The following is a 14,059-nucleotide window of genomic DNA, read 5'->3' as shown; positions in this document are numbered from 1 at the left end:
GTCACAATTCAATTTAATAAAGAGAAAGTTTGAAGCAGTACACTAAGGAATTTGCTTATAATCTAAGACTGTCTTACCCTATAATTCTAGGTATGCTAGGGCACACATTTGTTGCTTTTGCTGATAATATTATGGTGGGGCAGTTAGGTACCGCTGAATTGGCCGCAGTCTCACTTGGTAATAGTTTTGTTTTTATTGCGATGTCTTTGGGGATTGGATTTTCGACTGCAATAACCCCGTTAGTTGCCGAGGCCGATGGTGCTGGCAATCCAGCAAATGGTAAAAGTGCATTGAAACATGGTTTGATATTGTGTGCAGTTTTAGGTCTATCACTTTTTGGTATTATTTTACTTTTAAAACCATTGATTTACACCATGCAACAGCCACCAGAAGTGGTTGAATTAGCTATTCCCTATCTTGAATTAGTTGCATTTTCATTGGTTCCTCTAATTATATTTCAAGCGTTCAAGCAATTCTCGGAAGGGCTATCGCAAACCAAGTATCCAATGTATGCTACAATTATAGCTAATGTGGTCAACATTGTTTTAAACTATTTATTGATTTTTGGTTCATTCGGATTTCCAAAACTGGGCATCGTGGGTGCTGCAATAGGTACTTTAGTCTCTAGATGTATTATGGTTGCTTATATCTGGTTCTTATTAAAGCGAAAAAAGAAGTTTCACGATTATGTCACCGGCTTTAATTTTAAGAAAATTGAAAAAAAAGTAATGCAAAAGATTATTAGCTTAGGCTTTCCTTCTGCTTTACAAATGTTTTTTGAAGTTGCTATTTTCACAGCAGCTATTTGGTTAAGTGGTGTTCTTGGTAAAAATGCCCAAGCTGCTAATCAAATTGCTTTGAATTTAAGTAGTATGACTTTTATGGTGGGTATGGGCCTTGGCGTGGCCGCAATGGTTCGTGTTGGTAATCAAAAAGGATTACAGAATTTTACTGACTTGCGAAGAATTGCCCAATCTATATTTCTGTTGACTTTTTTATTAGAAATTATTTTTGCGACTATATTTTTAGTGGGGCGCGATTGGTTGCCAACCATCTATTTAGATGTTGATGATTTAGTAAACAAAATGGATAATACCAAGGTAATTATACTTGCGGCCGAGTTACTCTTAGTCGCCGCTATTTTTCAAATATCAGACGGAATTCAAGTGGTAGTTTTAGGAGCTTTAAGAGGTCTTCAAGATGTTAAAATACCTACTTTAATTACTTTTATAGCCTATTGGCTGATAGGTTTCCCAGTAAGCTTTTACTTAGGATTGTATACAAATTTGAAAAGTACAGGTATATGGATTGGCCTGTTATTAGGTCTTACGGCATCAGCTGTAATGTTGTATATTAGATTTAATTATTTAACAAAGCGTTTAATTGTTCAATCATCAGCTTTTAAAAAAGAATAAATTATAAGATTAATGGAACTACCTAAATTTTTACTTGGGGATAATACTGATTACCCAAACGGGATTTATATTGTTCATACTGAATTCCCTCGGTTTGTTATCAATCTAGAAGATGATGAGGTGGAATGGTTAGAAGAATTTGATAAGGAAGATGAGAAAGAATTAGAAGCTGAAATGGAGCATACTATCGAAGCTGCAACGGCTTTTTATGATAGAGAAGTTTCTAGGTATGAAGATTGATATATGGTAGATCAATTAGTTCAATTTGACAGAGACTTATTCTTATTTTTAAATGGTTTAGGAACTGAAAGTTGGGATGGTTTTTGGCTATACCTATCTCAAAAATTTAGTTTTATTACGATTCCCCTTTATGCCTTTTTATTATTCATTTCTTACAAGTCTTTTGGCGCAAAAAAGACGGGAGTTTTATTAGTTACAATAGCATTGATGATTACATGTACCGACCAGTTGGGTAACTTTTTTAAATACGGTGTAGGTCGGTTTAGACCTTGTCATGATGACGATTTAATGAATGTCATGCGCTTGGTAAAAAGTCGATGCGGAGGCAAATACGGGTATTTTTCAGCTCACGCAGCCAGTTCGTTTGCACTTGCTATCTTTTTTGCTATTCTTTTTAAAAGTAAATATAAAATATTGGGACCATTTCTTTTGCTTTGGTCAATATCGGTAAGTTACAGTAGAATTTATATCGGAGTGCACTTTCCTTTAGATGTGATAACTGGTTTAACAATTGGTGGTATTTTAGGGTGGATTTTTGCTAACTTATATTCCTTCGCAACGTTAAAAATTAAAGCATGATTTCTACAATAAGATATTGGTTTTTAATGGCTTTAATTGTGTTGGTTTATATCGCCGGCATGTTTGTTACTTTGTTTGAGAACGATTCTGCTCAATTTGCCGTAATGGCAATGCGCATGGTTCAAGAAAACGATTTCATAAACCTTTTTAAAGGACCAAATGAATATCTTGACAAGCCGCATATGCATTATTGGCTAGCCGCTATTTCATATAAAATATTTGGACTTCACGATTGGGCGTATCGAATACCTGGCTTTTTGGCTACTTTATTGGGGGCTTATAGTTGTTTTGGACTTGGTAGGTTACTTTACAATAAAGATATAGGTAGATTCTCTGCTTTAATCTTTATGACTTGTCAAACGATAGTACTATCCGTTATTGATGTTCGAACAGATGCAGTTTTAACCGGGTTCACAATTTTCGCTATATGGCAACTCATTACATATGTTGAAAGGAATACTCTTAAAAATATTATACTTGGTGCATTCGGGGCAGGTTTGGCTTTTTCAACCAAAGGACAAATAGCCTTACTAGTCATTGGTATCTGTATTTTATGTCATATGGCATATACTAGAAAGTGGAAGCAATTTTTAAGCTGGAAGGTGCTTGTGGCCCTTTTAGTATTTATAGTAACTATTACTCCTATGCTCTATGCATATTACCTGCAGTTTGATTTACATCCAGAGAAAATAATAAGAGGTAAAAGTAATCGCAGTGGTATCTTCTTTATCTTTTGGGAACAAAGTTTTGAGCGATTAAGTGGAGAAGGTGTAGGAAAAAATAGCAGTGATTACTTTTTCTTTTTTCATACTTTTTTATGGATTTTCTTACCCTGGACGGTATTGGCATTAATAGCATATTGTTGGCGTATAAAAACGTTCATTAAACTTAAGTTTTTATATAATTCTAATTATGAGTTCTTAACACTTGGTGGAATAACACTTATTTTTTTGATTATAAGTTTTGCGCAATTTAAACTGCCGCACTATATGAACATAATGATGCCGCTTTACGCGATTTTAACTGCATCTTATTTACATAGCCTCCACCGGTTTACTAAAGAGAAAATTATAAAAGTATTACTCGGAGTTCAATACTTTATACTAAGTCTGGTATTTATTTTTTCAGTTTTAGTGTGTTTTTATTTTTTTAAGTTTCAAAACTGGTACAGCTATGTTATTCTTATTTTGACATTACTCATAATTGTTTATTTCTGTCTGAAGAGAGAAGCTTATTACATGCGTATTATTACCTTATCTGTTTGCAGTTCTCTATTGTTAAATGGAATTTTGAATACACAATTTTATCCTTCGCTTTTAAAATATCAAGGTGGATCAAATATGGCTCAAAAGGTAAAAGAGCATAATATTGATGTAAATACTATTTACAAATTCGGTGATTATAGCTGGGCTTTAGATTTTTACAATAAACAACCAGTTAAAATAACATCTTTAGAAGAATTGAGTGATAAAAAAGATATCTGGATTTATGCCAATGATAAGGAGTTAAAAAAACTTATTTCTGCTGGTTTTGATTGGGACAAGCAATTAACTGTCGACCAATTTCGAATTACGCGGTTACAATTGAAATTTCTTGAACCATCAACTAGAGCCAAAAAGCTTAATAAAATGCACTTGGTACATATTTATTAATAATCTAAAACTTCTAGTTCAGGCTTTCTAAAGTGATAATAAATTCCAAAAAGTGATACCAATGCGGTTATTAAAAAGAAAACCATGCTAATGGCTACTGAGGTATCAGCACTAAGCTGTAACCACTTCGCACCATATAAAAAAGTTACCTCACGACTACCAATACCACCAATGGTTAGAGGTACAACAGAAACTATAGACGAAATCAAAAACACAAATAAATAAGCCCCCTCATTTAAAGTAATAGCTAGGGATTTTAAAATGCAAACAACAGCCAATAATTGGGTTGCTTGCAAAACAGCAGAATAAAGAAAAGAACCCCAGAATGCCGAAATAGCATATGGAAATATTTTTTTGTTTAGCCCCCAAAAAGTTAGAATACTTAGAGGAATAGCAGTCAAAAAGAGTATGCTAAAAGACTGGATAAGTTGATGTTCTAATATTAAACCTAAAAGACAGACATATAAAAAAATTAATAGCATACCACTTAAGCGATCCAGTAATAAAACGGAAAACACTTTTTTAGTACCGGCCTTGAATTTTTTCTGAATCACATAGCCTTTGTAGGCATCACCGCCAATACCACCTGGTAAAAATAGATTGTAGAACATACCTAGTAAGTACAATTTTAAATTGCTAAACTGATTAAGTTTTACACCAATGGTATGAAAATAAAGGTTGAGTCTTAACGCATTCAAAATCTTAGAAAATACAAAAAGTAGTAAGGCAAGTATAAGGTATCCTAGCTTTGCTTTTTTAACAACAAGTAGAACATCACCAAAATTGATTTTGGTGAAAATGAAATAAATTAGAGCTGTGCTAACAGCAACCTTTATGATTGTGGTTAATAGTTTACGCTGCTTTTCCGTCACCTATTGTGATTTTCTTAATTCTATAAGGGCGTTTCGATTGCGATTCGTAATAGGTTCTAATTAATAACTCCATCACAATACCAATAGTGAATAATTGAATACCTCCAAGAATAAACATCATACCGAATATTAAGAGCGGTCGGGTACCAATATCTTGTCCAAACCCAAATTTAACCACTAAAAGATACATTTCTATAAGTATTCCAAGTATCATAAGTAGCACGCCAAAGATTCCAAATAAGTGTATGGGCCGTTGAAAGTATTTGCGAATAAATAGAAGAAGCATCATGTCAGCGACAACTTTGAAAACACGTTCTAAACCATATTTAGAGACACCGGCATTACGCGCATGATGTTTTACTGGTACCTGTTTAATCTGAGCCCCCTCTAAATGTGCCAAGAGGGTAATGAACCTATGCATTTCACCATATAGGTTAAGACCTTTTGCAATATCTTTTGTAAAAACTTTGAGAGCACAACCATTATCTTTAATATCAAGTTTTGTTACTCGACGTACTAAAAAGTTTGCAATTTTTGATGGTATTTTTTTGATAAGAGAATCCTTTCTTTTCTGACGAATCCCCGTGATTAAATCATATTCATCTGTAATTGCAAATTCTAGCATTTCAGGAATATCTGAAGGGTCATTTTGTAAGTCTCCATCCATGGTAATAATATAATCTCCTTCTGCGTAATCAATTCCAGCGGCTAATGCTAGACTTTGACCATAATTCTTCTTTAATTCAATTAAATGCACTTTGTCATCATCCATATCTTTAACAACCTTTCTTGTACTGTCAGTTGAAAAGTCGTCAACATAAATAATTTGATAATGATATCCTTTTAGGCTTTCATGAATTTTTTGAGTAAGAAGAACTACGTTGTCCTGTTCATTATAAAAAGGAACAACTATAGATAAAAAAGAGTCTGTTACTATATGCATGTCATGGCTGTAAATTCTGGCAAATTTAGGGTTTTTAAACTTGTTATTATTTGGGTTCAAACACCAATAATTTTGCTGCGGTAAATGGGGAAATTTGCTTTGCTTTAATTTGGGTTAAGAGCTCTTTGGAATGCTCTTTAATTTTGTTTTTTTGATAAAACTGATGTTTTAGTAATTCGTCAACTGTTTGTAAAAACCAATTTTGATTTTGATTAGTGCGATTTATTTCAAAGTATTCATTGTTTGTGGTTAGTTCTATAAACTCCGAAATCATATTCCAAATTTCGGAAATACCAGTTTTTTCCATGGACGAACAACTTAAAACCTGTGGAGTCCATTTATTCTCTTTAGGTGGGTATAAATGTAGAGCTCTACTAAACTCCGTTTGCGTAATTTTTACATTTTTTAAATTATTTCCGTCTGCTTTATTGATTACAATGGCATCTGCCATTTCCATTATACCTCTTTTTATTCCCTGTAATTCATCTCCCGCTCCTGCCAATTTCAACAACAAAAAGAAATCTACCATGCTATGAACTGCGGTTTCACTTTGTCCAACGCCTACGGTTTCAACTAAAATAATGTCATAACCCGCTGCTTCACATAAAACAATTGTTTCTCTAGTTTTTCGAGTAACTCCACCAAGAGAATCACTTGCAGGAGAAGGCCTTATAAAAGCATTAGGGTCTTTAGCCAAAATTTCCATTCTAGTTTTATCCCCGAGTATACTACCTTTTGTAACAGTGCTTGAAGGGTCAACAGCTAATACTGCGACTTTTCTTCCTAGTTCGGTTAAATGTGAACCGAAAGCTTCAATAAAAGTACTTTTGCCTACACCGGGGATTCCAGTAATTCCAATTCTGATACTTTTTGATGTAAATTTTAAAGCTTCAGTAATGAGTTTTTCGGCTTTATCAAAATGTGCAGGTTTATTACTTTCTATAAGAGTTATAGATTTTGCTAAAACGGCCTTATCAAAATTGCGAATACCACTTAACAAGTCTTCGGTTGTTAGTTCTTGCCTTTTGATTTTTTTGACTTTTTGCCCTGATTTAACGCCTGTTTTTTTCACCACAAAACCTTCTAATGCTACTAAGGTATACTTTTCACATAAATTTAATAGTGTCCGCTACTAGTATCATAGTACAAATGATAATTTTTGTACCATAAAATATGACATAAATGAAAACTTTATTTGAAGCAAAAGCAACGAACACTGGCGGTAGAACGGGAAATGTTCAGAGTGAAGATGGAACGATAGATTATAAAATTGAAATGCCAACAAGCAAAGGCAAATCAAATACCGGCTCTACAAATCCGGAAGAATTATTTGCAGCGGCATATGCTACTTGTTTTGCTGGTGCTGTGCAGCATGTGGCAAAAGAACATAATATTGATGATTTAGGTGATTTTAGTGTCACTGCAGTCGTTTCTTTCAATCAAGAAGAAGATGGATTTTTTCTAGAGGCTACGTTAGATACCTATTTGCCAACCGTTAATCAAGAAACGGGTGAGAATCTTATAACCGCTGCGCATGATATTTGCCCGTATAGTAAGGCAACTAGAGATAATATAACAGTACATTTAAATTTATTAATTGATATGTAATAATCTGAATTACAAATCATTAACATCCTATTGAATCATTTTTAATAGGATTTTTTTATTTAAATAAAAGTATTTTGCCACACCGTTATTTTTTCTTCGTCTTTAAGACAACAATAAACAACACTAAAATCAACCATGTTGCACATTGAATTGGTAGAAAGGTGTAAAACCAACGACCGTAAAGCACAATTAAAGCTGTATCAGCAATATTGTGAAGGAATGTTCTGTGTAGCAATGCGATTTTTGAAGAATAGCGATGATGCTGAAGATGTTTTACAAGAATCTTTCATCAAAGCCTTTCAAAAAATAGAACAATATAGTGGTGAAGTAACTTTTGGAGCGTGGTTAAAACGAATTGTAGTTAATAGAAGTATCGACTTTTTAAAATCGAAAAAGGAAAGAACCTTGGAGCTTGACGAAGGATATATGCATATAACAGATGATGATAATTGGGAGGTTGATGAAAGTGTAAGTTTAGATGAAATAAAAAAGGCAATAGATTCCTTAACTGATAAGTATAGATATGTAGTTCAACTTTATTTAGTTGAAGGCTATGATCACAATGAAATTGCTGGAATTTTGAAAATTTCTGAAACTGCTTCCAGGACAAGGTTAGTTCGTGGAAAAGGAAAATTAAAAGAATTACTAAAGGAAGTGAAGTATGGCACAGGATCTTAGAGAGTTGTTCAAAGAACAACGAGAGAATGAAAAATTCAAAATGAAAGATGGGCATGAGAATCGGTTTTTAAGTCTATTAGAAGAAGAGCTTCCATCTGCTAAAAGAACAAACTCATATTTATGGTTAAAAATTGCTGCATCAGTTGTGATTGTGTTGAGTATTGGAAGTTATCTTCTCTTGAAAGAAAGCCATAATAAGGATGTAATTAAAACCACCGTGGTAGAGCATACTAAAGATGATTTAAAAAAATCTATTTCATTAGGTGATTTATCACCAGAGTTAAAAAAAGTTGAGAATTATTACGTCGCTAATATTAATTACGAACTCTCTAAACTAAAAGTGTCGGAGGAAAATAAAGAAGTTGTCGACGGTTTTTTGTCTCGGTTAGATGAGCTAAATATAGAATATGAAGTTTTAAATAAAGAGCTGAATGAAATAGGGCCTAATGATCAAACTATTGAAGCAGCAATTAATAATCTTCAGTTACGATTGCAGTTAATGCAAAAATTAAAATCAAAATTAAATCAATTAAAATCATCAAAAAATGAACATGAATCAACAAATATTATTTAAAACATTGGCCTTGACCCTTTTGTCAACAACAGGGTTATTTGCTCAAAAAGAATCGAAGACTTTTAAAGAAACATTTAATGTGGCTGATGATGCGGTAGTAGAAATTAACACCACCCATACCGATATTGAATTTGAAACTTGGGATAAAAACCAAGTGGAAATTACCGCTATGGTTGAGCTTGAAGGAGCAAGTGATGAAGAAGCGGCAGAATACTTTGAGAATACTCCTTTCAAAATGATGGGAAATAGTAAAGAAATTGAAGTAAGTACGTCAGGCAGGAATTCTTTTCCTAATAGATTTTTCGATTCTGCAGTTGAATTTGAGTTTGACGCTGAATCTTTTATCGAACCATTTTTTTTGGACATTGAAATACCCGAGTTAGCTGAGATTGGAGAATGGCCTGAAATGGCAGTTATACCTCCATTACCGTCAATGAACTTTAAACAATTTGATTATGATGCTTATCAAAAAGATGGAGATAAGTATATGAAGGAATGGACAAAACAATTCAGAAAAGAGTTTGATGAAGATTACAAGGAAAAACTTGAGGATTGGGGAAAACGATATGAAAAACAGGCAAAAGAAAGGTCTGAGCGTCTGGAACAAAGAATTAAAGAGCGAACTAAGGAAATGGAAAAGCGTGCTGCCGAGCTTGAGAAGAGATCTGCAGAACGTGCTAAACTTATGGAGGAACGACGGGAGAAGATGGAGGAACGAAGGGAAAAGATGGAAGAAGAAAGTGAAAAACGAAGTTTATTCTTTTCTCGTGATACTGATGATGAACCAAGTATCTTTTATTTTTCTTCAGATGGTGAGGGTAAAAAATATAAAGTCAAGAAAACCATTAAAATTAAAATGCCAAAATCAACACGTTTAAAAATGAATGTAAAACATGGTGAGGTGAAACTGGCTAGAACAACTAACAATATCAATGCAAGCTTGCGCTACGCAAGTTTGCTTGCTTCAACTATTGATGGCAAAAAAACTGATATCAGAGCATCATATAGTCCTGTAATCGTTCAAAAATGGAATTATGGTCAACTAAAAGCAGATTATGCCGAGCATGTGAGTTTAAAAGAAGTTGGAGATTTGCGTTTAAATGCAACATCTTCAAATGTTGTTATTGAACAACTGAATGACCGAGCCATTGTAGTTAATGATCTTGGAAAACTGGTTATTAATTCAGTTTCAAATAATTTTTCTGATATTGATGTGTCAGTACAAAACGGCGAATTCCGTTGTGAAATGCCAAGCGGGCCTGTTTCTCTTTATTTAAATGGAACTAAATCTAAAATTGTTTATCCTTCAGATTTTAAAATGAACAAAACCAATAATTTTGAAACAGTTATTCATAAAGGCTATAAAGCTAACAATAACTCTGGTAAATTAATAACTGTTAATTCAAAATACAGCGAAGTGGTTCTAGAAAACTAGCTTTATATTACTTAAATATCTCAAATCAATTGACCTAATTAAATTCCCTTAATGACTATCTTCTTTTAAAAATGATTTAAAATTTGCCTTAAATCTGTTTAGCCGAGGTACTGAAACTGCTCTTACGTAAGATTGATTCGGATTATTTCTTTCAAAATCTTGATGATATTCTTCAGCTTTCCAAAATTTTTCAAAAGCAACTACTTGCGTTACAATCGGGGCGTCATAAAGCATTTCTTTTTCTAAAGCTTCAATATAGTTTCGTATAGCCTTTTCTTCAGAATTATTTTTAAAAAAGGCAATAGAGCGGTATTGAGCGCCTCTATCCGGACCTTGACGATTATATGTTGTTGGGTCATGAGAACCGAAGAATACTTGAACAAGCTCTTCAAAAGAGATAATTTTTGAATCATAAAAAATTTCAACTGCCTCAGCATGCCCAGTTCTTCCATAAGCAACTTGTTCGTAAGTGGGGTTTTGTTCTTTTCCTCCGGAATAGCCAGATACCACTTCTTTAACACCTTTTACGCTTTCAAAGACTGCTTCTACACACCAAAAACAACCACTGGCGAAATAGGCAGTGTCATACTTTTGAAGCACCTCAGCAGATAAAATTGTTTTTTCAGTAAGTTGGTTTTCTGTTAATGGTTTGTCTTTTACTTTTGCTTGGCAACTTACAAATAACATTATTAGAGGAACTAAAACTATATTTCTGGCTATCTTCATGATTAGATTTTTGCTTTTAGTTGCGAAAGTATAACACCAATTACATTAGAAGACGTTAAAAAATGTTAAGCTTGTATTGAAGGGATGGATAGAGACAATTTATTTAAAACTACGTCTATAAGACCAATTTCAATTTTAGATGCTTCAATACCTCTTGCCAAATATCATCCTATTGATTTGTCATCGTCGAATAGCGCACTAAATACTTTGGATATTACCAATCCTGAAGATTGCCAGCTTTATATAGATGCAACATTAGTTAAGAGCGGAGGGATGGTCGCCTATGGCGGATATCTTGAGAAACGTAATTTATATGCAAATTCTAGTCGGTTTTCTGAAGGGGAATCTAGAAACATTCATTTGGGTGTTGATTTCTGGTGTGAGCAGGGCACCAAAGTATTAGTTCCTGTTGAGGGGGTTGTACATAGTTTTCAGAATAATGACGATATAGGTAATTATGGACCAACAATTATACTAGAACATAAGACAATTGATAGTACTTACTATTCTTTATATGGCCACCTTTCAATTGAATCACTCGATAACATATATATAGGTAAACGATTTAAGGCTGGTGACAAACTTGCTTTATTAGGGTCTCCTGCCATTAACGTGAACTATGCTCCTCATCTTCATTTTCAACTTATTCTTAATCTTCAAGGCTATACAGGTGATTACCCCGGTGTTTGTAGTCAAATGGATTTAGCTTTTTATAAAAACAACTGCCCAGATCCGAATCTTCTTTTAAGGCTTTACTAGAAAACATCGACTAAATGCACCTGCTTTCGGTGTGCTGTTCAGCTCGTTAAAAACCGTTGTCGATGCTTTTTTACACTTTATCCCAACTTGTGTTTTTAAACGAATAAATATTGTTGTAAAACGAGTTATCTCGCCACTGCATTGGTCTCAGGGTACATTTACAAAGTAAAACAACCCAAGTTATGAAAGTCATTTTAACCTTTATCGCAGTAATTTTCTTTACTACTTCAGCATTTACACAAAGCACTATAGAAGAAGTAAAAGTTGAAACAACTACTACTTCTGTTGAATTAAATGTTGAGAATGAATTGACTGAAGAAATCAAAACTGAAACAGAGGTTGCTAGGCTTTATATGTTTAAAAATTCTAGAATAAAGAAAGCTTTGGCTTTTAGAACTAAAAGAAACAAATCAAAATTGGCTTAATATGTTAGAAACAATCTTAGTACCAGTAACCTTAGTCTTGAGTACAATTTTTGTAATTACCGCATCTCTACTTTCTCTAAAGGAAGCTGAAGCCCCTATCAAAAAATAGCTAAACCACAATTATATCTATCTTTTAATATCGATTAAATACACATCAGTTCGGTGTGCTGTTCATCGGTTTGAAAACCGTTATCGATGGTTTTTTACACTTCATCTGTTTTCATGTTTTTAAACGAGTAATTCTTGTTCTAAAACGAGTTATCTGGCTTCTACATTGACCTCAGGGTACATTTACAAAGTAAAACAACCCAAGTTATGAAAGCAATTTTAACCTTTATCGCAGTAATCTTCTTCACTCCTACAGCATTTGCACAGAACTCTACTAAAGAAGTTAAAGTAGAAACTATTACTGTATCAATTGAAATGAATGTTACCGTTAAAGTTGCTAAAGAAATCAAAACTGAAACAGAGGTAGCTAGACTTTATATGTTTAAAAATTCTAGAGTAAAGAAAGCTTTAGCTTTTAAGACGAAAAGAAACAAATCTAAAATGGCCTAATGATAACTTTTAATTTTTTACCCCAGGTTGTTTTATTATGTAGTTCTCTTTTTCTTTTTGCTTCGCTACTGTTGTTTTTACATCTTTTAAAAGAGCCTTCGCGTCAAAAATAATTCCGTCTTTAATGGTGTATTTGACTCCACCAACACGAACTACCTCATTATCTTCAGTAAGTTTTACCGCTCCGGTTCCATAAAGTACTTTTAAGTTTTGTAAAGGGTTCTCTTCAACAATTGCAAAATCAGCAAGTTTACCTACTTCAACAGTACCAATTTTAGAATCCATACCTAATGCTTCTGCACCATTTAAAGTGGCAGACCTAATAATTTCTAAAGGATGAAAACCGGCCTCTCTTAATAACTCTAGTTCTCGAACATAAGCAAAGCCATATAACTGGAATATAAAACCAGAATCTGAACCTGTTGTAACGCGACCTCCACGGTTTTTATATTCATTTACGAAAGTCATCCAAAGTTTATAATTCTCTCGCCAAGCGACCTCTTGTTCAGTACCCCAGTCATGCCAATAAGACCCATGGCTAATTTTGCTTGGTTGGTAGAACTCCCAAAGCGATGGTAAGGTATAATCTTCATGCCATTCAGCTCTTCGCGCTCTTTGTAAATCTCTACTGGCTTCATAAATATTAAACGTGGGGTCTAAGGTGAAATCTAAACTAATTAACTCGTTCATTACATTATTCCAATGCTCAGAATATGGTTTTGCCGCTTGCTTCCATAGTTTACCTGCTTCTTCAAAACGATCTTGTTCATTTTGATAGTTATAGTCTAAAGGATAGTCTTGTACGGTTTTATCATCAAACAAAGCTTCTGGTAGTCCATACCAATGTTCCATACTTGTTAGACCAGCCCTCGCTGAATTTAAAACATTCCAGCGTGCTACGTCGAGTTGAGCATGATGACAAGCAGAGCGTAATCCCAATTTTTTGTTTTCATCAAGGGCTGCAGCCATGATTTCAGGAGCAGCACCAAAAAACTTAATTCCATCGGCACCACGTTCAGCATTTGCACGCACCCATTTTCGAGCTTGCTCTGGCGTGCTAATTGGAGCATCATTCAAAGGATTAAAACTACCGGAGCTTTGCCCAAAACCCGTATAAGCAAATACCCTTGGTGCTATAATTTCATTCTTTTCACTTTTTCGTTTTAAATCTAGTGCCCAATCTACGCCACGACCACTAGGTTCGCGTACCGTTGTAATACCATGTGCCATCCAAAGTTTAAAAACATAATCATAGTCAGCTCCTTGAGAAACTCCTCCTATATGTCCATGCATATCGACAAAGCCAGGCATTAAGTACATCCCTGTGCAATCCAGCTCTTTTCCTCCTTGTTTAAGTTTAGGTCGTTTATTTTCATTTATAGCAACCCCGGGATAACCAACAACTTGAATTTTTACAATCTTGTTGTTTTCAACTACAATATCAATAGGCCCTCTTGGAGGCGCACCATTTCCATTTATGAGGGTTACTCCTCTTATTATTAACTGATTAAAAGGTCCTTCACTTAGTTTTTCTTGTGAAAAAATATTAGTTATAAGAGTAATTGCGAAGATTAATGTCAGTAATTTTTTCATAA

Annotated in this window: 16 protein-coding genes; 11 read left to right on the top strand and 5 right to left on the bottom strand. The window is 34.0% G+C overall.

The features are described from left to right. The first annotated feature begins 29 nt into the window (after positions 1 to 29). Genes RM542_RS13295 through RM542_RS13280 form a run of 4 tightly spaced genes read left to right on the top strand, consistent with a single transcriptional unit; the run spans position 30 to position 3,886 of the window. Complete coding sequence (locus RM542_RS13295; protein WP_311386237.1) at positions 30 to 1,415, top strand: MATE family efflux transporter; 1,386 nt, start codon at positions 30 to 32, stop codon at positions 1,413 to 1,415. A gap of 12 nt (positions 1,416 to 1,427) precedes the next feature. After that, complete coding sequence (locus RM542_RS13290; RefSeq protein ID WP_311386236.1) at positions 1,428 to 1,655, top strand: hypothetical protein; 228 nt, start codon at positions 1,428 to 1,430, stop codon at positions 1,653 to 1,655. Positions 1,656 to 1,658: 3 nt separating this feature from the next. Then, on the top strand, positions 1,659 to 2,234 hold the full coding sequence (locus RM542_RS13285; protein WP_311386235.1) for a phosphatase PAP2 family protein: 576 nt from the start codon (positions 1,659 to 1,661) through the stop codon (positions 2,232 to 2,234). Then, on the top strand, positions 2,231 to 3,886 hold the full coding sequence (locus tag RM542_RS13280; RefSeq protein WP_311386234.1) for a glycosyltransferase family 39 protein: 1,656 nt from the start codon (positions 2,231 to 2,233) through the stop codon (positions 3,884 to 3,886). Before RM542_RS13285 ends, RM542_RS13280 begins: the two co-directional genes overlap by 4 nt. Here RM542_RS13280 and RM542_RS13275 read toward each other — a convergent pair. From RM542_RS13275 to meaB, 3 genes are read right to left on the bottom strand one after another with little or no spacing between them, the layout of a single operon-like run. Beyond that, entirely contained in the window at positions 3,883 to 4,758 is an 876-nt protein-coding gene (locus RM542_RS13275; protein WP_311386233.1) for a lysylphosphatidylglycerol synthase transmembrane domain-containing protein, read from the bottom strand. The two genes, RM542_RS13280 and RM542_RS13275, sit on opposite strands and share 4 nt — an antisense overlap. Beyond that, positions 4,739 to 5,701: a glycosyltransferase family 2 protein gene (locus RM542_RS13270; RefSeq protein ID WP_311386272.1), complete on the bottom strand. Its 963-nt coding sequence runs from the start codon at positions 5,699 to 5,701 to the stop codon at positions 4,739 to 4,741. The genes RM542_RS13275 and RM542_RS13270 overlap by 20 nt, the downstream gene beginning before the upstream one ends. Before the next feature lie 46 nt (positions 5,702 to 5,747). Then, the gene (gene meaB / locus RM542_RS13265) at positions 5,748 to 6,773 is read right to left on the bottom strand and encodes a methylmalonyl Co-A mutase-associated GTPase MeaB (RefSeq protein WP_311386232.1); all 1,026 of its coding nucleotides are present in this window, start codon (positions 6,771 to 6,773) and stop codon (positions 5,748 to 5,750) included. 110 nt (positions 6,774 to 6,883) lie between these two features. Between meaB and RM542_RS13260 the strand changes: the two genes are divergently transcribed. From RM542_RS13260 to RM542_RS13245, 4 genes are all read left to right on the top strand, one after another. Continuing rightward, on the top strand, positions 6,884 to 7,309 hold the full coding sequence (locus tag RM542_RS13260; RefSeq protein ID WP_311386231.1) for an Ohr family peroxiredoxin: 426 nt from the start codon (positions 6,884 to 6,886) through the stop codon (positions 7,307 to 7,309). Positions 7,310 to 7,444: 135 nt separating this feature from the next. Next, on the top strand, positions 7,445 to 7,987 hold the full coding sequence (locus RM542_RS13255) for an RNA polymerase sigma factor (RefSeq protein ID WP_311386230.1): 543 nt from the start codon (positions 7,445 to 7,447) through the stop codon (positions 7,985 to 7,987). Continuing rightward, a complete protein-coding gene (locus RM542_RS13250) occupies positions 7,971 to 8,561 on the top strand; it encodes a hypothetical protein (protein WP_311386229.1) in 591 nt (196 codons plus the stop codon). The genes RM542_RS13255 and RM542_RS13250 overlap by 17 nt, the downstream gene beginning before the upstream one ends. Next, positions 8,539 to 9,996 carry a hypothetical protein gene (locus tag RM542_RS13245; protein ID WP_311386228.1) on the top strand — a complete coding sequence of 486 codons (1,458 nt, stop codon included), beginning with the start codon at positions 8,539 to 8,541 and terminating at the stop codon, positions 9,994 to 9,996. Before RM542_RS13250 ends, RM542_RS13245 begins: the two co-directional genes overlap by 23 nt. Positions 9,997 to 10,044: 48 nt before the next feature. Here the strand turns inward: RM542_RS13245 and msrA are convergent, their stop codons facing one another. After that, the gene (gene msrA / locus RM542_RS13240; protein WP_311386227.1) at positions 10,045 to 10,722 is read right to left on the bottom strand and encodes a peptide-methionine (S)-S-oxide reductase MsrA; all 678 of its coding nucleotides are present in this window, start codon (positions 10,720 to 10,722) and stop codon (positions 10,045 to 10,047) included. Positions 10,723 to 10,806: 84 nt separating this feature from the next. Here msrA and RM542_RS13235 point away from each other — a divergent pair, with 84 nt between their 5' ends. From RM542_RS13235 to RM542_RS13225, 3 genes are all read left to right on the top strand, one after another. After that, positions 10,807 to 11,481, top strand: coding sequence for a peptidoglycan DD-metalloendopeptidase family protein (locus tag RM542_RS13235; RefSeq protein ID WP_311386226.1), 675 nt, complete (start codon positions 10,807 to 10,809; stop codon positions 11,479 to 11,481). 182 nt (positions 11,482 to 11,663) lie between these two features. Then, a complete protein-coding gene (locus RM542_RS13230; RefSeq protein ID WP_311386225.1) occupies positions 11,664 to 11,906 on the top strand; it encodes a hypothetical protein in 243 nt (80 codons plus the stop codon). A 315-nt stretch (positions 11,907 to 12,221) separates the two neighbouring features. Next, positions 12,222 to 12,464, top strand: a complete 243-nt coding sequence (locus RM542_RS13225; protein WP_311386224.1) for a hypothetical protein — start codon at positions 12,222 to 12,224, stop codon at positions 12,462 to 12,464. Positions 12,465 to 12,473: 9 nt separating this feature from the next. Here the strand turns inward: RM542_RS13225 and RM542_RS13220 are convergent, their stop codons facing one another. Next, positions 12,474 to 14,057 (bottom strand): amidohydrolase family protein, encoded by a 1,584-nt coding sequence (locus tag RM542_RS13220; RefSeq protein ID WP_311386223.1) that lies wholly within the window; start codon positions 14,055 to 14,057, stop codon positions 12,474 to 12,476. Positions 14,058 to 14,059 lie beyond the last annotated feature (2 nt).

Origin of the sequence: Croceitalea sp. P059 (assembly GCF_031846365.1) — a bacterium.
In the GTDB taxonomy this organism is placed as follows: Bacteria; Bacteroidota; Bacteroidia; order Flavobacteriales; family Flavobacteriaceae; genus Croceitalea; species Croceitalea vernalis.
Note: the sequence above shows the minus strand (reverse complement) of the source record. Positions and strands in the feature narration are given on the sequence as shown.